21 protein-coding genes are annotated in these 20120 nt (G+C 59.3%); 7 read left to right on the top strand and 14 right to left on the bottom strand.

Annotated features, from left to right (window positions below; genetic code table 11):
• Positions 1-11: 11 nt before the first annotated feature.
• The 11 genes from ACP0KA_RS07430 to cysG all read right to left on the bottom strand — a co-directional run bounded on the left by ACP0KA_RS07430 (position 12) and on the right by cysG (position 10460).
• Complete coding sequence (locus tag ACP0KA_RS07430) at positions 12-1169, bottom strand: DUF3734 domain-containing protein (RefSeq protein ID WP_424628187.1); 1158 nt, start codon at positions 1167-1169, stop codon at positions 12-14.
• A 98-nt stretch (positions 1170-1267) separates the two neighbouring features.
• Positions 1268-1777, bottom strand: coding sequence for a CAP domain-containing protein (locus ACP0KA_RS07435; RefSeq protein ID WP_424628188.1), 510 nt, complete (start codon positions 1775-1777; stop codon positions 1268-1270).
• 97 nt (positions 1778-1874) lie between these two features.
• Positions 1875-2924: a sulfate/molybdate ABC transporter ATP-binding protein gene (locus tag ACP0KA_RS07440; protein WP_424628189.1), complete on the bottom strand. Its 1050-nt coding sequence runs from the start codon at positions 2922-2924 to the stop codon at positions 1875-1877.
• The gene (gene cysW, locus ACP0KA_RS07445) at positions 2914-3780 is read right to left on the bottom strand and encodes a sulfate ABC transporter permease subunit CysW (protein WP_424628190.1); all 867 of its coding nucleotides are present in this window, start codon (positions 3778-3780) and stop codon (positions 2914-2916) included. The genes ACP0KA_RS07440 and cysW overlap by 11 nt, the downstream gene beginning before the upstream one ends.
• A gap of 11 nt (positions 3781-3791) precedes the next feature.
• Positions 3792-4634: a sulfate ABC transporter permease subunit CysT gene (gene cysT, locus ACP0KA_RS07450; RefSeq protein ID WP_424628191.1), complete on the bottom strand. Its 843-nt coding sequence runs from the start codon at positions 4632-4634 to the stop codon at positions 3792-3794.
• A gap of 26 nt (positions 4635-4660) precedes the next feature.
• The gene (locus ACP0KA_RS07455; protein ID WP_424628192.1) at positions 4661-5650 is read right to left on the bottom strand and encodes a sulfate ABC transporter substrate-binding protein; all 990 of its coding nucleotides are present in this window, start codon (positions 5648-5650) and stop codon (positions 4661-4663) included.
• A 147-nt stretch (positions 5651-5797) separates the two neighbouring features.
• Positions 5798-6559, bottom strand: a complete 762-nt coding sequence (locus ACP0KA_RS07460; protein ID WP_424628193.1) for a phosphoadenylyl-sulfate reductase — start codon at positions 6557-6559, stop codon at positions 5798-5800.
• Positions 6556-7068, bottom strand: a complete 513-nt coding sequence (locus ACP0KA_RS07465) for a DUF934 domain-containing protein (RefSeq protein ID WP_424628194.1) — start codon at positions 7066-7068, stop codon at positions 6556-6558. Before ACP0KA_RS07465 ends, ACP0KA_RS07460 begins: the two co-directional genes overlap by 4 nt.
• Positions 7055-8713, bottom strand: a complete 1659-nt coding sequence (locus ACP0KA_RS07470) for a nitrite/sulfite reductase (protein WP_424628195.1) — start codon at positions 8711-8713, stop codon at positions 7055-7057. Before ACP0KA_RS07470 ends, ACP0KA_RS07465 begins: the two co-directional genes overlap by 14 nt.
• Before the next feature lie 11 nt (positions 8714-8724).
• Positions 8725-9039, bottom strand: a complete 315-nt coding sequence (locus ACP0KA_RS07475) for a DUF2849 domain-containing protein (RefSeq protein ID WP_424628196.1) — start codon at positions 9037-9039, stop codon at positions 8725-8727.
• Complete coding sequence (gene cysG, locus ACP0KA_RS07480; RefSeq protein WP_424628197.1) at positions 9036-10460, bottom strand: siroheme synthase CysG; 1425 nt, start codon at positions 10458-10460, stop codon at positions 9036-9038. The genes ACP0KA_RS07475 and cysG overlap by 4 nt, the downstream gene beginning before the upstream one ends.
• Before the next feature lie 381 nt (positions 10461-10841).
• On the opposite strand from cysG, the gene cysD reads away from it, so the two are divergent.
• The 4 genes from cysD (at position 10842) to ACP0KA_RS07500 (ending at position 16288) form a co-directional block, all read left to right on the top strand.
• Positions 10842-11660 (top strand): sulfate adenylyltransferase subunit CysD, encoded by an 819-nt coding sequence (gene cysD / locus ACP0KA_RS07485; protein ID WP_424628198.1) that lies wholly within the window; start codon positions 10842-10844, stop codon positions 11658-11660.
• An 18-nt stretch (positions 11661-11678) separates the two neighbouring features.
• A complete protein-coding gene (gene cysC, locus ACP0KA_RS07490) occupies positions 11679-13595 on the top strand; it encodes an adenylyl-sulfate kinase (RefSeq protein ID WP_424628199.1) in 1917 nt (638 codons plus the stop codon).
• 236 nt (positions 13596-13831) lie between these two features.
• Entirely contained in the window at positions 13832-15991 is a 2160-nt protein-coding gene (locus ACP0KA_RS07495; RefSeq protein WP_424628200.1) for a malate synthase G, read from the top strand.
• 96 nt (positions 15992-16087) lie between these two features.
• Positions 16088-16288 carry a CsbD family protein gene (locus ACP0KA_RS07500; RefSeq protein ID WP_424628201.1) on the top strand — a complete coding sequence of 67 codons (201 nt, stop codon included), beginning with the start codon at positions 16088-16090 and terminating at the stop codon, positions 16286-16288.
• 84 nt (positions 16289-16372) lie between these two features.
• Here the strand turns inward: ACP0KA_RS07500 and ACP0KA_RS07505 are convergent, their stop codons facing one another.
• The 3 genes from ACP0KA_RS07505 to ACP0KA_RS07515 form a co-directional block, all read right to left on the bottom strand.
• A complete protein-coding gene (locus ACP0KA_RS07505) occupies positions 16373-16534 on the bottom strand; it encodes a Thivi_2564 family membrane protein (protein WP_424628202.1) in 162 nt (53 codons plus the stop codon).
• A gap of 99 nt (positions 16535-16633) precedes the next feature.
• Entirely contained in the window at positions 16634-17287 is a 654-nt protein-coding gene (locus ACP0KA_RS07510) for a DUF2865 domain-containing protein (RefSeq protein WP_424628203.1), read from the bottom strand.
• Positions 17288-17357: 70 nt separating this feature from the next.
• On the bottom strand, positions 17358-18137 hold the full coding sequence (locus tag ACP0KA_RS07515) for a L,D-transpeptidase (protein WP_424628204.1): 780 nt from the start codon (positions 18135-18137) through the stop codon (positions 17358-17360).
• A 217-nt stretch (positions 18138-18354) separates the two neighbouring features.
• On the opposite strand from ACP0KA_RS07515, the gene ACP0KA_RS07520 reads away from it, so the two are divergent.
• The 3 genes from ACP0KA_RS07520 (at position 18355) to ACP0KA_RS07530 (ending at position 20080) form a co-directional block, all read left to right on the top strand.
• Positions 18355-18513, top strand: coding sequence for a DUF3309 family protein (locus ACP0KA_RS07520; protein ID WP_424628205.1), 159 nt, complete (start codon positions 18355-18357; stop codon positions 18511-18513).
• 15 nt (positions 18514-18528) lie between these two features.
• The gene (locus ACP0KA_RS07525) at positions 18529-19644 is read left to right on the top strand and encodes an AI-2E family transporter (RefSeq protein ID WP_424628206.1); all 1116 of its coding nucleotides are present in this window, start codon (positions 18529-18531) and stop codon (positions 19642-19644) included.
• A 64-nt stretch (positions 19645-19708) separates the two neighbouring features.
• Positions 19709-20080, top strand: coding sequence for a DUF883 family protein (locus ACP0KA_RS07530; protein ID WP_424628207.1), 372 nt, complete (start codon positions 19709-19711; stop codon positions 20078-20080).
• Positions 20081-20120 lie beyond the last annotated feature (40 nt).

A 20120-nucleotide genomic window follows, 5' to 3' on the forward strand; every position in this document is an offset into this window, starting at 1 on the left:
TTTGCTCCTGTTTACTTTCGTTCGATTGGTTCGTCGCCGCAGAGATCGTAAGTCACCATGGTCTCGTCGGATTGCGGCCGCGCCAGCCACTCGGGATGGCTCATGGATTGATAGACGTCGCGTTCGCCGGCTTCCCAATGCTCGACCATCGCGACGCGAGAGAAATCGTAGTCCTTCGATGACGCTTCGTGGATCTTGCTGCGGTAGATCAAGTGGACGACAGTGACGGTATTTTCCTTCGCCGCCTCATTGAGAATACCGACCAACGGGTCGTTCTTGAGATCATCCGGTAATTTCGCGATCAGCGCTCGCACCGCCAGCTTGGCGTTATGAATCCTTCTGTTCTTATCCGTGTTCATGCGGGTACGGCTGGAGAAGCGAATATCTTTTTCGCGCTCTTCAGCTTCAGAAACAGTTTTGGGCAACGGCCCGCGCGCGCTGAACAGATCGACCTGAAAGATCAAGAGATCTTCGCGCGTTTCTTTTTCCAGCACGTAGTCCAGCGGCGTGTTTGAGACGATGCCGCCGTCCCAATAATAGGCACCGTCAATTTCGATCGGCGGAAATCCCGGCGGCAGTGCGGCCGACGCCATGATGTGTTCCGGTCTGATTTCGCGTTCGGTATTGTCGAAATACTCGAAATTTCCGGTCGCGACATTGACCGCGCCGACGCTGAGACGGATGCCGTTTGTGTTGATGCGATCGAAATCCACCAGCCGCTCAAGCGTGGCGCGCAATGGAGACGTATCGTAGTAGCTCAGCGACTGCGGAGTGCCGGCCGGCCATAACGGCGCGGCAGGAAAACGCGGCCTGAAAAATCCCGGCACCCCAAAGGTCGCGACCAGCGCCGCACTGGTCTCATTGAAAATCGATCGCGCCTTGTCCCCTTGCATAAACGGACTCCAGAACACCGGCGCCGAGGCCATATCCCAGAATTCTTTCAGCCGTGCGATGCGCTTCTCGCGCGGATTCCCGGCGATGATTGCCGAGTTGATGGCGCCGATCGAAATGCCGGCGATCCAGGAGGGCTCAAAATCATGATGGCACAAGGCCTGATAAGCGCCTGCCTGATAGGAGCCAAGTGCCCCTCCCCCCTGAAGCACAAGAACGCGCTTCGCTTCCATCGGCCTTGTGGCCTTCGGCTCGTGAATGTCGATCGGAGAGTTCATCAGGGATCACTGGAACAGACGGCGGGAATGTTCCCGCACCGTGGCGTCAGTTCGTCACGGCGTCAATGTGTGAAACGTTAAGGAATGTCACACGGATGTTATTGACCGTCGGGTGCCGCCAGAATGAGCGTCCAGAAAACTTTGTATTTGGTGTTCGGCGCATAGGTCGCCGCGATGCCCATTTTTGTGACACCCGACGCCAACATATTTGCTTTATGCGGCGGTGAATCCCGCCATCCGGAAAACGCCTCGGCAAGGGTGTGATAGCCGGCGGAAACGTTCTCCACGGCCTTGGTTGCATCGAATCCCGACGCCTTGATGCGTTTATCGAGTGTCCCGGCAACATTGTGATCGAGCTTGTTGCGGCTCGCCATGGCGTTCGATTGCGCCTCAGCCGCCTTCATCAGTAATGGATCGATCTGTACGGCGCCAAGGCCATTGTTCTGCCGGTAACCGGAAATCATGGACGCGGCCACCGGGCCATCGAGCTTGGCGTTCGGATTTGCCATGCTCACGTAGAATGCCGGCTGCTCGGTCGACGGCTCACGATCGGCCGTACAACCAGTCATCACCATCAGCGCCAGAAAGGCCCCCGCCGCACGCTTCATTCACGCCCCCAAACCCGTCAAAGGGCACTTGTTGCACACCAACAGTGGCTGAAAGGTGAACGGGATGAATGGAACAACCCACACGAACGCAGGTGGGTTAACCCTGGGCCGCGAACAGCCGATAACGCCGGGGCTGCAGGCTGACGACGTCGCCCGGCTTCAAATCGCGGTCGCGCGGCGCGTCCACCTCGACAAGGGTTTCGCCATCCCCGGCGCGCAATACGATATCGGCCCGCTGGGTCGGTCCAAACGCGCGAACGCGCTTGACGTCGCCCTCGATCATTCCGCTTCCCGCCGGGCCGATGGCCACATCGTGACGGCGGATAAACAGGCTCGACGGCCCCGAGATCGCATCTCGCGGCTCAAGGTTCAGGACCTTGTCGCCGAGGCGAACGCGGCCGTCACTGACCTCAACCGGCAGTACGATGGACTCGCCGATGAAGCTGTGAACGAAGGCGGTGGCCGGGTTGTCATACACCTCTCCCGGCGTGCCGATCTGCTCGATCTTTCCCTTGTCCATCACCACCACGCGGTTGGCGACCTCAAGGGCCTCTTCCTGATCGTGGGTCACGAAGATCGATGTCACATGGATTTCGTCGTGCAGCTGGCGCAGCCATCGACGCAATTCCTTGCGCACCTTTGCGTCGAGCGCACCGAACGGTTCATCAAGCAACAGGATGCGCGGTTCGATCGCCAGCGCACGTGCCAGTGCAATACGCTGCCGTTGACCGCCAGACAACTGGCTCGGGTAACGATCGGCCAGCCAGTCGAGCTGGACGAGGTCGAGCAATTCTTTCACGCGCTTGCGGATTTCCGTCTCGCTTTTCCGGATCGCGCGCGGCTGGACCCGCAGGCCGAACGCGACGTTCTCAAAAACGCTCATATGGCGAAAAAGCGCATAGTGCTGAAATACGAATCCGACATGGCGTTCGCCGGCACCACGTTCCAGTGCGTTCTCGCCATCGAAGCTGACGGATCCGTCATCGGGCCAATCGAGGCCGGCGATAATCCGCAGCAACGACGTCTTCCCCGATCCGGATGGGCCGAGCAGCGCAACGAGTTCACCGGTCGCGACCTTGAGGTCGACATCGTCCAGCGCTGTGAAGCTGCCGAACTTCTTTACGATATTACGAACTTCAATCGTCACTGACGGGTCGCCCCTCTTCGAGATGGCTTTCGAGGATCGTTTTCACGATCAACGTCACGAGCGCAAGGAATGCGAGCAGCGACGCGATCGCAAACGAAGCTACGAACTGATATTCATTGTACAGAATTTCAACCAGCAGCGGCATCGTATTCGTCTCGCCGCGGATGTGACCAGATACCACAGAGACGGCGCCGAACTCGCCCATGGCACGCGCATTACAAAGCAGCACGCCATACAGGACGCCCCATTTGATGTTGGGAATGGTGATGCGCAAAAATGTGAGCAGGCCTGAGGCGCCGAGCGAGATGGCGGCCTCTTCCTCCTGCGTTTCCTGCTCCTGCATCAGCGGGATCAACTCACGCGCCACGAACGGAAACGTGACGAACGTCGTCGCGAGCGCGATACCCGGCACCGCGAAAAGAATGTGAATGTCGTGAGCCTGCAGCCACGCGCCGAAATAGCCCTGCGCTCCGAACAACAAGACAAAGACGAGACCGGCAATCACCGGGCTGACGGAGAACGGAAGATCGATCAGCGTGATCAGAATCACCTTGCCTGGAAATTCAAATTTAGCGATCGCCCAGGCGGCGATAATTCCGAATACGAGATTGATACTGACTGAAATCGCCGCCACCAGCAGCGTCAACTTGATCGCCGATTGCGCTTCCGGATCCGACAATGCCGCAAAATAGGCGGCAGCGCCTTTGGCGAAGGCTTCTGTAAACACGACCACCAGTGGCAAAACCACGAAGATCGTCAGAAACGTGATCGCAATGCCGATCAAGGTCCACCGGACCAGCGCAGGTTCGGTCCGCGTGTCATGCGCCGACGAGGTGCGGGGACGGTTGATGACCATGACCATGCGACTCAGTGCGCGATTGCCGCGCCGCGCGTCTGCGCCCAGCGCTGAATGCGGTTGATGGCAAAGATGATCAGAAAAGCCACAACCAACATGATGACCGCAATGGCAGTCGCATCAGCGTAGCGGAATTCCGACAACCGGATCACGATCAGGAGCGGTGCAATTTCCGAAACGTTGGGCAGATTTCCCGCGATGAAAATGACCGAACCGTACTCGCCTACGGCCCGCGCAAATGCGAGCGCAAACCCTGTCAGGATCGCCGGCGTCAGGGTCGGAAGAATAACGCGGCGGATGATATCCCAGCGGCCCGCGCCGAGGCTTGCGGCGGCCTCCTCGACCTCAATCTCAAGATCGATCAGAACCGGTTGCACGGTCCGTACCACAAACGGAAAGCCGATGAAGATCATCGCGATGAAAATGCCGATCGGCGTAAAGGCCACCTTGATGCCCATCTGGGCAAGCGGCGCGCCGAGCAATCCCTTCTGTGCAAACAACGCCGTCAGTGCGACACCCGCGACTGCGGTCGGCAAAGCGAAGGGAACGTCAACAATGGCATCAAACAGGCGACGGCCGGGAAAGCGATAACGCACCAGCACCCAGACGATCACCATCCCCATCACGAGATTGACGATAGCGGCGGCAAAGGCGAGTCCAAAGGAAATCTTCAGCGCATTCAAGGTCCGCCGTGCGGTCAGAATGTCCCAAAATTGATCGAGGCTGAGTTCCGTGGTCTTCAGAAAAAGACCTGCGAGCGGAATCAGGACAATGATCGAAAGCCAGGTCAGCGTCAGCCCCATGGTGAGGCCAAATCCTGGCAAGGTCCGTCGCTGTCCCGCTCCTCCGCTCACGATGCCCCCTTCACAAATCGATCAGATCAGTTCTTGTAAATCTGATCGAAAATGCCGCCTTCAGCAAAGTGATCTTTTTGCGCCTTGGTCCAGCCGCCGAACACGTCGTCGATGGTAAAGAGCTCGACCTTGGCAAACGAGGCCTCGTATTTCTTGGCAATTTCCGGATCGCGCGGACGGTATGAATTACGCGCCGCGATCTCCTGGCCCTCCTTGGTGTACCAATATTTCAGATAAGCTTCGGCGGCAGCCCGGGTTCCCTTCTTGGCCGCGACAGAATCGACGACCGCAATCGGCGGCTCGGCCAAAATCGATAGTGGGGGCGCCACGATCTCGAACTTGTCCTTGCCGAATTCCCTGATCGCGAGAAACGCCTCGTTCTCCCACGCCAGCAGGACGTCGCCGACACCGCGCTCGACAAAGGTAACCGTGGAGCCCCGCGCGCCGGTATCCAGCACCGGCACGTTCTTGTAGAGGTCGCCGACGAACTTCTTCGCCTTGTCCTCGGAGCCGTACTTCTTCAGTGCGTATCCCCACGCCGCGAGATAATTCCAGCGCGCACCACCTGAGGTTTTCGGATTCGGCGTGATGACGTCGACGCCCTTCTTCACCAGATCATCCCAATCCTTAATCCCCTTCGGATTACCCTTGCGGACAAGAAAGACGATGGTGGATGTGTAGGGCGAAGAGTTCTGCGGAAGCTTGGTCTGCCAATCCTTCGCCAACAGCCCTTTGTTGCCGATCGCATCGATGTCATAGGCCAGCGCCAGCGTGACGACATCGGCCTGCAATCCGTCGATCACCGAGCGCGCCTGCGAACCGGAGCCGCCGTGTGATTGCTTGATCTCGATGCTCTTGCCGGTTTCCTTCTGGTACGCCGCCGAGAACGCCTTGTTGAAATCGACATACAGTTCACGGGTCGGATCGTAGGACACGTTCAGCAACGACACGTCAGCAGCAAATGCAGAGCCTGCCCAAAGAACACCCGCGATGACGAGAAGACTACGGCGAACCATCTCAATCTCCATTCAAACCAGCAACATCAGTGTCGCCGGAAGAGGTCACAACCTCTGAAAGTCGCATGGTTCTGTCAACGAAACTGGATTTCATTCTTCGCAGGCGCGCTGCACAATCGTTCTACGAAGCTGTGATTCTATGAAATTCTACGAATCCTTGGTGACATTCGTGTCAGCAAGATGGATTCCGCATTCGGTTTTATCCCGTCCCCGCCACCGTCCCGCGCGCGGATCTTCGCCGGGCCGCGTGCGGCTCGTGCAAGGCATACACCCGATGGACGAGAAACCGGATGCGACCAAGGGATGCGGCGGCAGCTTCATGGCTGCGTAGAGCGCCTTGAGTTCGTCCTGGGACACATTGGCAAATGGATTGAATTTCAGTCGGTCGCCATCGGCTTCAACAACCGGAAGGGCTGCGCGGTCGCCGCCCTGAAAACGTTTACGTCCATTGATCCAGGCATCGAAAGGCTTAAGCGCCCGCGCCAGCGGCTCAACCTTGCGAATGAAACAGCACCGGTCAGGATCGGAGAACCACAGGTCGCGGTCCTTATCCTCGCGCGCGAGGATTTCCGTCGACGGACGGATGGTGCGCACATCCTTCAAGCCCAACAAGGACGTCAGTGTGTCGCGATAGGCCAACGTTTCCGCGAACAGCCATCCGGTATCGAGAAAGACCACCGGAATGGCCGGGTCGACATCGGCAGCAATCTTCAATAGCGCGGCCGATTCAGTCCCGAAGGACGAGACCACTGCCAATTTGTCCCGGCCTACTCGCGTCATTGCTGCAGCAATGATCTCTGCGGGAGAGATCGCGCTCAAGGCGCGATCCAGCTCCGCTGCCTCTACGGCAAGATGCGAGGATGACGTCTCTGAAGATGGCGACAGGAATGACGCCGTGGCCACACTCATGAAGCCACGCTCTCCGACAAATGCATCAAGCGCCGGTGGAACGCGGTGACCCGGCCATCGCCGGTCGGCTGATAAAACACCGAATACCGCTTCGCCACCGTCGCGAAGGCTTCAGCATCGCTTTGCTTCTTGACCTCGAACGCATCGAACCCGGCACGCAGCATGAACACGAATTGGTCGCGCAGCACCTGACCTGTCGCGCGGAGTTCGCCACGAAACTTATAGCGCTCGCGCAGCAGCCGCGCCTGCGTATAGGCGCGACCGTCCCGGAACACCGGGAACACCAATGCGACCACAGCAAGCCGGCTGAGATAGGGCAGCAGATCCTCGACGTCGCGGTTGTTCGGCCAGATCACACCGGTTTTTCCCTGCCGCGCCAAAACGGCGTCGGGACCAGCCAGAAAACGCTCGGCCGAAACCAGGATTGCTCCGTCAGCGGGGATTTCCGCATCGTCGGCCAGATGCGCGAATTCATCGGCGACGATGACGTTACCTTTAACGAGTGGCATAAACGCGCTCCTTGAACGGCTCGACGCCGAGACGCTTCACAACATCGACGAACAACTCATCGGGCCGCTGACGCAAGGCAAGATAGGCCTCCACAATGTCCTCAACCACGTCAGCCACCTGCTCGTGAGGCACAGCGGGACCAACCAGCGTCCCGAGCTCCGCATGCTCATCAGCGCGGCCGCCTATAGTGATTTGATAGAACTCCTCGCCGTTCTTTTCGACGCCGAGAATGCCGATGTGGCCGACGTGATGATGACCGCACGCGTTGATGCAACCGGAGATGTTGACATGCAGTCGGCCGATCAAATTCGCCGTATCGGGATTGGCGAAGCGCCGCGTCAATTCCTGCGCGATCGGGATCGACCGCGCATTGGACAGCGAGCAATAGTCGAGCCCGGGGCAGCAAATGATATCCGACACCAGGTTGACGTTCGGCGTTGCCACGCCGACTTTGTCGAGCGCGCGCCACAACGCCGGTAGATCGCGTTTGGCGACATGAGGCAGAGCAAGATTTTGCTCGTGCCCGACCCGGATTTCGCCGAACGAATACTTCTCCGCGAGATCGGCAATGGCATCCATTTGGTCTGCCGTCGCATCACCGGGCGTCCCACCTTCGGGTTTGAGCGACAGCGTGACGATGGCATAGCCCGGCACCTTGTGGGGCGCGACGGAATTCTTGTACCAGGCCTCAAAGTGACGATCGGCTGCAACAGCCTTCGTGAGCTCGTCCGGCGTATCGGACAGCGTTTCGTAGTTCGGATAGGTAAAGCGCGAACGGATGTCCTCGATCTCGCTGCCTTCCAGTGTCAGTGCGCCGTCGCGCATCTGCGCCCACTCTTCTTCCACTTCCTGCTTGAATTTTTCGATGCCAAGCTCGTGGACGAGGATCTTGATGCGCGCCTTGTAGATATTGTCGCGACGGCCGTATTGGTTGTAGACGCGCAGAATTGCCTCGCAATAACTCAAAATATCGCGATGGCTGACGAAGCTGTTGATGGTCTTGGCGAGGAATGGTGTGCGTCCCAGGCCACCACCGACCAGCACCTCGAACCCGACTTCGCCTTCTGCATTCCTGTGGATGCGCAGCCCGATGTCGTGCACCTTGATCGCCGCACGATCATGCTTCGACGCCGTGATGGCGAACTTGAACTTGCGCGGCAGGAACGAGAATTCCGGGTGCAGGGTCGCGTATTGCCGCAGGATTTCAGCCCAGATCCGAGGATCGTCGACCTCCCCTGGTGCAACGCCTGCCCATTGATCGGCCGTGATGTTGCGGATGCAGTTACCACTGGTCTGCATGGCATGAATGCCGACCTCCGCGAGATCCGCCAGCGCGTCGGGCAATTCCGCGAGTTTGATCCAGTGAAACTGGATGTTCTGCCGCGTGGTGAAATGGCCGTAGCCACGATCATAGCGGCGCCCGACATGAGCCAGCCGCCGCAACTGAGCCGAGGACAGCGTACCGTACGGGATGGCAATCCGCAGCATGTAGGCATGCAGTTGCAGATAGACGCCGTTCATCAAGCGCAGCGACTTGAACTCATCTTCCGTCAACTCGCCGGACAGCCGGCGGGCGACCTGATCGCGGAATTCAGAGACGCGTTCGTTGACGATCGTGCGATCGAGTTCATCGTATGCGTACATGTCGGTTGGCCTTAAGCAGAGAGCCGCAGCGGGAAGGTAACGCCCTGCTGGCGAATGCGTTCACGCAGATTCCCCGGTGCAACGGTGCCCTGGTTGGAGATTTCGACAGGCGCGATGTAAGCGCCGATCGCGCCGAGATCATCGGCGGCGGATTCGGCGAGCAACTTGCGCGCATCATCCGCTGTCCGCACGATAGCGGCGTCGGACAATTCGACCGACCATCCTTGCGAGGCGGTCCGATAGATGACAACACCATCGCGGGTGCGATTGGCGGTGACGACGGAAGGTCCGCTGATTCTGATTTTCTGTTGCAGTGGGGAGGTCATTCGGCAGCCATCAAAAGTTGCGAGAGGATTTTCTCTGGGTTGGCATTCCGCCACGGGGCGGAGTGGGCGACGACGTCGCCAATGATCAAGATCGCAGGACCAGTCTCGACCTGCTTGGCGAGGTCGGGGAGATCGTTGAGAACGCCGACGACCGACTTGGCATCGGGCCGCGTGACCCGCGCGAACACTCCGACCGGCGTCTGCGGAGAGCGGCCGGCAGCGAGCAATCCTTCGCGGATGGTCGCAGCCGCGGTGATGCCCATGTAGACAACGACCGTCATTTTTGTATCGGTCAGCGCCGACCAATCGACATTGCCTGCGTCTTCCGCTTTGTGGGCCGTGAGGAAGGTGATGCGCAGCGCTTTCTTGCGAAACGTGAGCGGCACTTCCCATTCAGCTGCGGCACCAAGACCCGCCGTAATGCCCGGAATCACGGCGTAAGCGACATTTGCTTCACGCAGCGCCGCGATCTCTTCCCCGCCGCGCCCAAAGACAAATGGATCGCCGCCCTTCAAACGCACCACGCGTTGTCCGGCGCGTGCGGCTTCGATCAGCAGACGATTGACCGCGTCCTGCCCGATGCCAGGCTTGCCGATCCGCCGGCCGACAGACACACGGGTCGCATCGCGGCGGGCGCGGTCGAGCACCTCGGGCGAAACGAGATCGTCGTAGAAAACAACATCGGCATCCTGCAGGGCACGCAGCCCCTTGACCGTCAAGAGATCCGGATCACCCGGTCCCGCGCCGACCAAGGTCACAAAACCTTGGCCGTCGGCCTCGGCAAAAGCGGCGTGGTTCGGCAGATTTTTCAGGGCACGCTCGGCACTGTCGACACGCCCCGCGAGCACGTCGGCGCCGATGGCGCCATCGATCACGCGCTCCCAGAATTTGCGGCGCAATGAGATATCCGGCAGTCGCTGTTTGATGGTGTCGCGCCAGCGGCCAATGAAACCCGCGAGATCACCGATCCGCGCAGGCAATACGGCCTCGATGCGCTCGCGCACGCGCCGCGCAACAACGGGAGACGTCCCGCCTGTGCCCACAGCGACAACAACATCACCACGATCGACAATCGCCGGAAAGATGAAAGTGGAATGTGCAGCTTCGTCCATGACATTGACCGGAATGCCGACCGCGCGAGCACGCGCAGCCATCACCTGACCGATGTCACCGGCACCTGCACACAAAACAGCAATCACGTTTGAAAGATCGGCGGTGAGCGGATCACCTTCGGCGCGCTCAACACGCGCCGAGGTGTTCGCGTCTAATCCCGTCACGTCGTACCGGCCATCCGTCGCATACCACCGGACATGCGCGCCAGCAGACAACAGCAGGCGCAACTTGGCCTGTGCAGCCTCGCCCTGTCCGACCAAAATGATCGGTCCGACGTGCAGATCGAGAAATACCGGCAGAAACCGCATGCGAAACCCACTTCCCCATTTGCGGGGTTGACTGAAATTATTTTCTATATATGTATCGATTGCGTCACGTAAAGAGAAAATTATTTCTTCTCTGCTGCGCCGCAACTTTGGAAATTCGTACCACGAACCCGACGCAAAAGAGATGCTTGTTCTCGCGCCAATTCGGCATGGCCAGCGGCTTCACTTCACCCCCGACGACCGGCAGGCGGCGGTGCTCGCGGCTGACGCAGATAGTGGCGCTACTGGAAGCCGCGACGGCATCGGCAGGCTACTCAGCACAAAATTCGAGCACCTTCAGTCGGCGCCCGTTCGGGTGACCCCTTCCCACCTCTCTAACTTACGGTCTGCAGGCGCACGATGCGCCAGGCACGGAGTGAACCCATGGCGCCATCCATCCAGCCTTCAATGGATCATCTCGACGAGCTCGAAGCCCAGAGCATCTACATTTTTCGGGAAGGCTTCGCGCGATTGAAGAAGCTCGCTTTGCTGTGGTCGCTCGGCAAAGATTCCAACGTGATGATCTGGCTCGCGCGCAAAGCGTTCTTCGGCAAGGTGCCATTCCCCGCATTGCACGTTGATACCGGCAAGAAATTTCCGGAGATGTATGCTTTTCGCGATCACTATTCGAAGGAATGGGGTCTCGATCTGCGCGTCGATTACTGCCCGCCGATCGAGGACATCGATCCGACTCTGCCGCCGGCTGCGCGCTCAGCTGCGCGTAAGACGGAAGGGCTCAAGCTCGCCCTTGCCAAATATGGCTTCGATGGGTTGATCGCCGGCATCCGCCGCGACGAGGAGGCAACCCGCGCCAAGGAGCGCGTGTTTTCGCCGCGCGGCCTCGAAGGAAACTGGGACGTGCGCGACCAGCCTCCTGAATTCTGGGATCACTTCAACGCATCCCCACCGCAAGGCGCGCATCTGCGGATCCATCCGATCCTGCACTGGACCGAGGCCGACATCTGGGCCTACACGCAGCGCGAAAATATCCCGATCATCCCGCTTTATCTGTCAAAGAACGGCAAGCGTTATCGTTCGCTCGGCGATCAGGACATCACAAATCCTGTCGAATCGAACGCATCGAACATCGAAGAAATCCTGATTGAATTAAACGCGACCAAAGTGCCTGAGCGTGCCGGCCGCGCCCTCGACCATGAGACGGAAGACGCCTTCGAACGCCTTCGTGTTGCCGGCTATCTCTGACGCAGGATGAGTGCCCCCATGAATATCGCCGTCCCCAAAGTCGCATTGACCACGCCCAATGGCACCACGCGTCCGCAGGTTCGCATCGTCATTGTCGGCCACGTCGACCACGGCAAGTCCACGCTGGTCGGGCGCTTGCTGCACGAAACCGGCAGTCTGCCCGACGGAAAGCTTGAAATGCTCCAAGCCGTCAGCGCGCGGCGCGGCATGCCGTTCGAATGGTCGTTCCTGCTGGATGCGCTGCAGACCGAGCGGGATCAGGGCATCACCATCGACACCACGCAAATCCGCTTCCGCACCAAATCCCGCGACGTCGTTTTGATCGACGCGCCGGGCCACGCAGAATTCCTGCGCAACATGATCACCGGCGCCTCGCAGGCCGATGGCGCGGTGCTCATCATCGACGCCCTCGAAGGCGTCCGCGACCAGACCCGCCGCCATGGTTATCTGCTGCATCTCCTCGGCGTCAAACAGGTCGCCGTCGTCGTCAACAAGATGGATCGCGTTGATTTCAGCGCATCGCGCTTCAAGGAGATCAACGACGAGATTACGTTGCACTTGACTGGCCTTGGTGTGACACCAACGGCCGTCATCCCCATTTCCGCGCGCGACGGCGACGGCGTTGCCGAGCGCACACCCAACATCAATTGGTACGAAGGACCGACCGTGGTCGAGGCGCTCGATGCGCTGACGCCTGCGCGTCCGCTCGACGAATTGGCGCTGCGGCTTCCGGTGCAGGCGATCTACAAGTTTGACGACCGCCGCATTGTCGCGGGGCGCATCGAATCCGGCAATCTCGCTACCGGGGACGAAATCGTCATTATGCCGGCCGGCAAGATCGCCAAGGTGAAATCCATCGAAGGCTGGCCGGCAACGCCCGTGACAACCCCGCTGGGCGCTGGACGTTCGATCGGCATCACGCTTGACCGCGAATTGTTTTTAGAGCGTGGCGATATCATCGGCCACGTCAACGCCGCACCGCGCGACACCCGTCGCCTGCGCGCGCGGATTTTCTGGCTGCACGATGCACCGCTGAAAGCAGGTGCATCCGTCCTGGTCCGTCTCGGCACGATGGAATCCCGCGCCACGGTCGTTACCATCGACAAGGCGGTTGACCCCGGCGAGCTCGAAAGCGTCTCAGCTTCGTCCATCGCGCGAAATCATGTCGGCGAAATCGATATCTCGCTCGCCAAGCCGGTGGCGGCGGACGCTTACACCGAAAATCCGCGCACCGGACGGCTTGTGATCGAGGTCAACGGACGTATCGCAGGCGGCGGCTTGGTGTTGAGCGTGGACGCGGGGCAGCGTGCGATCCCGGTCGATATTGTCCCCGTCGAATCCGCCTTGCGTCCGGATGAACGTTCTGCGCGCTATGGCCATGGCGGCGCCGTTGTCTGGCTGACAGGCTTGCCCGGCTCAGGAAAATCCACCGTGGCACGCGCGCTGGAGCGCAGGTTGTTCACGCGCGGCGGGTCGCCTATCCTGCTCGACGGCGACACCTTGCGTGCGGGCCTCAACAGCGATCTCGGTTTTTCGCCTCAGGATCGCACCGAGAACATTCGCCGCCTCGCCGAGACCGCGACACATCTGGCGCGCAACGGCCACATTGCAATCGTTGCCGCTGTTTCGCCGTCCAGTGACGATCGGGCACAGGCGCGGCGCGTCGCCGGCGATCTGTTCCGGGAAGTCTATGTGTCGACACCGGCCGAGGTCTGCGAGAGCCGTGATCCCAAGGGTCACTACGCCAAGGCACGGGCCGGAAACCTGCAGAGCTTCACGGGGATCGCCCAGGACTATCAGCCCCCCGCGAATGCGGAACTGACCCTCGATACCTCGAACAAATCCATTCCCGATGCCACGGAAGCGGTCGAAGACCTGCTTGCGGGCAGCGGTGTACTGTTCGGCGAATTGAACGATCTCGCCGCGAACATCTGATCGCGAAAAATACAGTTTTCCAGCTTTTGGAGCTCCACGGCCACCTCGCTGCCAGTGATTGCCCTGCGATAGAATGGACCGTGGTATACAAGCTTGGAGCGGGGAAGGGACTTCTCTTTTGCCCGGCTTTGGCGTTAAAACCACCCCCACAAAGCCGCCCCGGCGGCGGCCCTTAAATTCACCTCATCCTGAAGCCCTGAAACGGCGCTTTTTTGCCGTTGTCCGTGAGATTTGTCATGAAACGTATCGATGCCAGCGGATTGAAGATCGCGCCTGCCCTGTTTGACTTTATCGCCAAAGAAGCAACCGCCGACACCGGCGTTTCACCCGATGCGTTTTGGGCCGGACTTGCCGCGATCGTGAACGACCTGGCGCCCCGCAATCGCGAGTTGCTGGCATTCCGCGATACGCTTCAGGCCAAGATCGACGACTGGCACAAGGCCCACAAAGGCAAGCCGTTCGACATGAATGCCTATACGGCATTCTTGAAGGAGATCGGCTACCTGCTCCCGGAGCCCGTTGCGAAGGAAGTGCAGACCGCGAACGTCGATGAGGAAATCGCCCGCATGTTCGGCCCACAGCTCGTGGTGCCGCTCACCAATGCGCGATACTCACTCAACGCGGCGAATGCACGCTGGGGCAGCCTTTACGATGCGCTCTACGGCACCGATGCGATCCCGCACGACCCGAGTGAGAGCGGCAAGGGCTACAACAAGGCGCGCGGCGACAAGGTCATCGCCAAAGCGAAGTCGTTCCTTGATCAGGCTGCACCGCTTGCGACCGGCAATCACAGCGACGTCACGGCCTACAGCATCGAGAGCGGACAGCTCGCAGCCAAGCTGAAGAGCGGCAACGCAACCGCACTGAAAAACAAGGCGCAGCTTGTCGGCTATCAGGGCGACGCGGCAGCTCCGAGCGCGATCCTGCTCGTCAACAACGGCCTGCACATCGACGTGCAGATCGATCGCAACCATGTCATCGGCAAGGACGATGCGGCCGGCGTCTCCGACATGATCCTCGAAGCGGCAGTCAGCACCATTCTCGATATGGAAGACAGCGTCGCCGCGGTTGACGCCGACGACAAGGTCCTGGTCTATCGCAACGTGCTCGGCCTGATGAACGGGACGCTGTCTGCGGACTTCGAAAAGGGCGGCAAAACCATGACCCGCGCCCTCAATACCGACCGCGTCTACAAAGGCGTGGATGGCAAAGAGGTGAAGCTCCACGGCCGCAGCATGATGCTGATCCGCAACGTCGGCCACCACATGTTCACCGACACCGTGCTTGACGCGAAGGGCGAGGAAATTCCGGAAGGCATCCTCGATGCCGCGGTCTCTGGCTTGCTCGCAATCCACGACGTGAAGGGCAAGTCCCAGCTCAAGAACAGCCGCAAGGGCTCGGTCTATATCGTCAAGCCGAAGATGCACGGCCCGGATGAAGTTGCGCTCACGGTCGAGATTTTCGGCCGCGTCGAAAAGATGCTGTCGCTGCCTGCCAACACGCTGAAGGTCGGCATCATGGATGAGGAGCGCCGCACCACGGTGAACCTCGCTGCCTGCATTCAGAATGCAGCTCAGCGCATCTGCTTCATCAACACCGGCTTCCTCGACCGTACCGGTGACGAGATCCACACCTCGATCGAAGCGGGCCCGATGATCCGCAAGAACGACATGAAGGCGCAGCCCTGGATCAAGGCCTACGAGGACTGGAACGTCGACATCGGTCTCGCCAATGGCCTGCCGGGCCACGCCCAGATCGGCAAAGGCATGTGGGCCGCACCGGACAAGATGGCCGACATGATTGCGCAGAAGGTCGCGCACCCGCAGGCCGGCGCGAGCACGGCGTGGGTCCCCTCGCCGACCGCGGCGACGCTGCACGCCCTGCACTATCACCAGGTCGATGTGCATGCCCGCCAGGAAGAACTGAAGACCCGCACCAAGGCGAAGCTCTCCGACATTCTCACCATTCCAGTTTCGCAATCGAACTGGGCACCGGATGATGTGAAGCAGGAGATCGACAACAACTGTCAGGGTATTCTTGGTTACGTCGTGCGTTGGATCGACCAGGGCGTCGGCTGCTCCAAGGTGCCGGACATTCACGATGTCGGCCTGATGGAAGACCGCGCAACGCTGCGCATTTCAAGCCAGCATCTGGCGAACTGGCTGCTGCAGGGCGTCGTAACCCGGGATCAGGTGATGGAGTCCCTGAAGCGCATGGCGATTGTCGTCGACAAGCAGAACGCCGGCGATCCGCTGTACCGCCCGATGGCACCATCGTTCGATGGCGTTGCCTTCAAGGCGGCGTGCGATCTGGTCTTCAAGGGGCGAGAGCAGCCGAACGGCTACACCGAGTTCATTCTCCACGCACGCCGCAAGGAAGCCAAACTCGCCGGCTGATCACAAACACACGGCGCGATGTCGCATCGTTTATCAGGAACGATCGCGACATCGCACCGTTATCGGTCACGTTCCATTTAAAAAGGGAGATGGCCGATGGACTGGAATCGCATTGAAGGGAACTGGAAGCAGTTCAAGGGTTCAGCCAAAGAGAAGTGGGGCAAGCTGACCGATGACGATCTCGATGTCATTGAAGGCCGCCGCGAACAGCTCGAAGGCAAGCTTCAGCAGCGTTATGGTTACGCCAAGGATCAGGTTCACAAGGACGTGGATGATTGGTTCGGCACGTTGAAGTGAGTGTCCTTGGAAGTGAGTTTCTCTCACGAAAAGCCCCGGCAACAATGCCGGGGCTTTTTTGTTTTAATTCCTTGGCAAAGAATTTCAGAACACGGCGAGATATTTCAGCATCGAAACGATGCCGATGATCACCACGATGGCTCTCGCGATCTGCTTCGCGCGCCCATCGATCGGCAACATGTTGATGAGATAAAGAACCAGGATAACGACAAGAAACGTAATCAAGATGCTTATCAGTATCGCCATGATCACCCCTCATGAGACCGGACTCGATGAAGGCACGCAACGCGTGCCATATCGGATCCAACGGTCGCCATCAGGATTGGTTCCCGTTCGGGAACAACGTTATTGAGCAGCAACTACGGGCAACTGCCCGAACTTCGCCCGCAAGGACTGAGGGGCCGGCGTGAAGTTGAGCTCCGCGCTGCGGCGGCTGCGGCCAACGACCATCAAACCGTCTGCACCGGCCACGATGTCGCCCTTGCGCAAGGTCGGATCGTCTTCAACCTTCATGGGCGCGAGACCGAACGCATCCTTTCCATTGCAGGTGCATCCGGCAACCAGTTCGTTACGATAGCGAAACGCGTTCGGCATGTCCGAATAGGATTTTCCGCTGTCGGTCGAAGCCTCGTCGATCGATGAGCCGCGATAAATTTTGGTCTCGCTGGCCGGGCAGAAATTGCTGCACATCTCCGCGCTGCTCTGCCCTTCGCGCACAGCGACCGGGAAATAGCGGCCATCACACGTTCGCACGCAAAAGGCGGTCGCGGATTCACGGTGCGGACGATAGACATAGACCCGTTGAGGTCGATCAAACCCCGTGCCCGGATCAGCATAGCCTAAGGATTGCTGCGCAGGTCTGGGATTACAGCCGCCGAAAAATTGCGTGAACGGATCACACGCGCCTTGCGCATGAGAAGGGACGATAAGATCGCCGTGAAATGCAAAGAGGAGAAGCGCGAAGGTCGAAGCGATTTTCAGACACGTTGAAACATGCATCACGAACCTCTTGGCGGGCACTTCACACTTCAACCAACGAGACCTCTAAACGGCGTTTCAAAACACGCGTTTAATATAATCCCGACATCTTGATGTTTTGTGACAGGCCACCCGCGGACGGCACATTCATCGAGAGACGCCCGCGACCCGCCAGTTTTTCTTCAATTTGAATTGGCTTGTTCTTGGGAAGAACGACGACCTTCGTGCCTATGCTGACGCGATTGAACAGATCCTGCACGTCAGTGTTGGTCAGCCGAATGCAGCCACTCGATACGAACTTGCCAATGGTCGAAGGATCATTGGTGCCGTGAATGCGATAGGCGCTGGAGCCGAGATACATCGCAGCCGCTCCAAGCGGATTTCCCGGACCGCCTGCAACAAACCGCGGCAGATAAGGCTGGCGCGCGATCATTTCTGCCGGTGGATGCCAATCGGGCCAGGCTGCCTTGCGCGACACACTCTGCACACCGGACCAGGTAAATCCTTCACGGCCGACGCCGACGCCGTAACGGATCGCGCGGCCACCACCCAGCACGTAATACAGCGCCGTATTGCCGGTATCGATCACAATGGTGCCGGGCGCTTCACGGGTTTCGAAAGAGACCACGCGCCGGCGAAAGCGCTCGGGAAGAACCGAACTCTCGTCCTCTTCCGGCGTAACTTGCGGCGAGGGTAACGATCGATCGTTTGACCAGAAATTGCCTTGCGGTTGTCCCGCATATCCCAGTGTCTGTGACAAGGCCGGACCGGCCAACCCGACCGAAAGCACGGCAGTCGCCGCCAGTGTGAACAGTCTTACGAAACGACGGGAATTCCCAGACCTTGCACTGAACGGCATTGAATACGCCATGACCAGCCTCGCTTCTGCGGTTGCCTTGGGAAGTGACTGGGAAACCGAACGCGCTGCCCCGGCGCTTGTTCCATGGCTCGCAGGCCTTGAGTCCGTTCAGTCAACCCCATCGGCAGTTCACGATCGCGCGAGGGAACTTCAGTTGCTCCGGGCGATTAGCGCTGGTGGGAGCCGGCGAGGAGGAGCCAGTCGGCAGAGACATGGAAGGATCACTGTCATGTCTTTGGGCACCGTACTTCTCATCATCCTGATCTTGATCCTGCTCGGTGTGTTTCCGCGTTGGGGTTACAGCAGCTCCTGGGGTTACGGCCCGTCCGGGATCGTCGGGACCCTTCTGATCATCGTGATCATTCTCTTGCTTCTCGGCAGACTTTGATGATGGGCGACCACGATGAGTGAAGCTCGCGAACTCAACCTGCACACCGCGAGCACACCGCTCGACGCCAGCCGGCTTGAGCGTCCTCCCATCATTCAGCGCACCGAGATCGTGACGTTCTGTCTGATCGGGTTGTTGCTGATCAGCATCACCGCTGTCCTTTACGTAGGGCGCGCATTTTTCCTGCCAATTGTCACAGCCGTTATCGTCGGGACGATGCTGTCTCCCGCCGCCAAATTTCTTGAGCGCTACCGAATTCCGCGCTCCGCCTCGGCTGTCGCAATTGTGACCGCAACGTTTGCCGGCCTTGCATTCATGATCGGGCTCATTTCCGCGCCCGTCATGGAATGGACCACGCGGCTGCCTGAGATTGGACCGCGCCTGAAAGACAAATTCCATGTGTTCGATCGGCCGATTGCGCTGTGGCACCAACTGCAGGGAATGTTCGGGGCGGCACCGGGACCGGGGGAGACGTCGCTCTCCTTGCCGCTGCCGAAGGTGGAATGGGTGCAGCCGACATTTGAATTCCTGTCGCCGACCTTCACCGAGATCCTGTTGTTTTTTGCAGTTCTCGTCCTCTTCATCGCGAGCTGGCCGAGCCTCCGACGCGCGCTGGTCCTGACCTTTGGCGACCATGAGTCGCGGTTAAGAACTTTGCGGATTCTGAATGCAATCGAGACGCATCTCGGCAACTATCTCCTGACGGTTACGCTGATCAACATGGGTGTTGGCATTGCGACCGGCGTTATCTGTGCCTTCACCCATATGCCCAATCCGGCGGGTCTTGGAGCGCTCGCAGCCATTCTGAATTTTATTCCGATCATCGGCCCGATCGTGATGTTTGTGGTGCTGCTGGCCGTGGGCATCATTACGGCCGCGACCTTAGGCGCCGGGCTTATTGCCGCAGCCGGCTTCGCGATCGTCGCCTTTATCGAGGGGCACTTCATTACTCCCACAATTATCGGCCGGCGGCTCGCGCTCAATGCGCTTGCGGTCTTCATCGCGCTCGCGTTTTGGACATGGCTATGGGGACCGATGGGGACGTTTTTGTCGTCGCCCCTGCTGATCGTCGGGCTCGTTCTCAAGGAGCATCTGATGCCGGTCAAGGATACCCAGCTTCCGGAGATCTAGCCGATGGAACCTTCCCGATAACACGGCGTTTTCGCAGCAGGAAATCCGTTTCCGGGAGCTTTCGATGTCGAGTACCGACGGCGAAGATGCGATGAGGACCATGACGGACAAAGCAACATATGACCGCCTGCAGAAGGATGTAGATACCGTGAAGAACGATATGTCAGCTCTGGCAGACCAGATCACAGATGTTCTGGACGCCTTCACAGGCAGCGCGCGCAAACAAGCCAGGCGCTCCTACAAACAGGCCCGCTCGAACGTGGATTCCATGATGTCCGATATCGGCCAGCGCGGCAGTGAGGCGCTCGATGCCGCACAGGAGGCTGCCGGCACTCTGGAGGAGTCGTTGGAAGACGCCATCGTGGAACGTCCGCTGGCGGCCGTTGGCCTCGCACTGGGACTAGGCTTTTTGATCGGCGTCACCTGGAGACGCTAAAGCGCGTCTCCCCACACCATCAATTGCTGATGACGCGCTT

This window comes from Bradyrhizobium sp. SYSU BS000235, assembly GCF_049747295.1.
Classification (GTDB): Bacteria; Pseudomonadota; Alphaproteobacteria; order Rhizobiales; family Xanthobacteraceae; genus Afipia.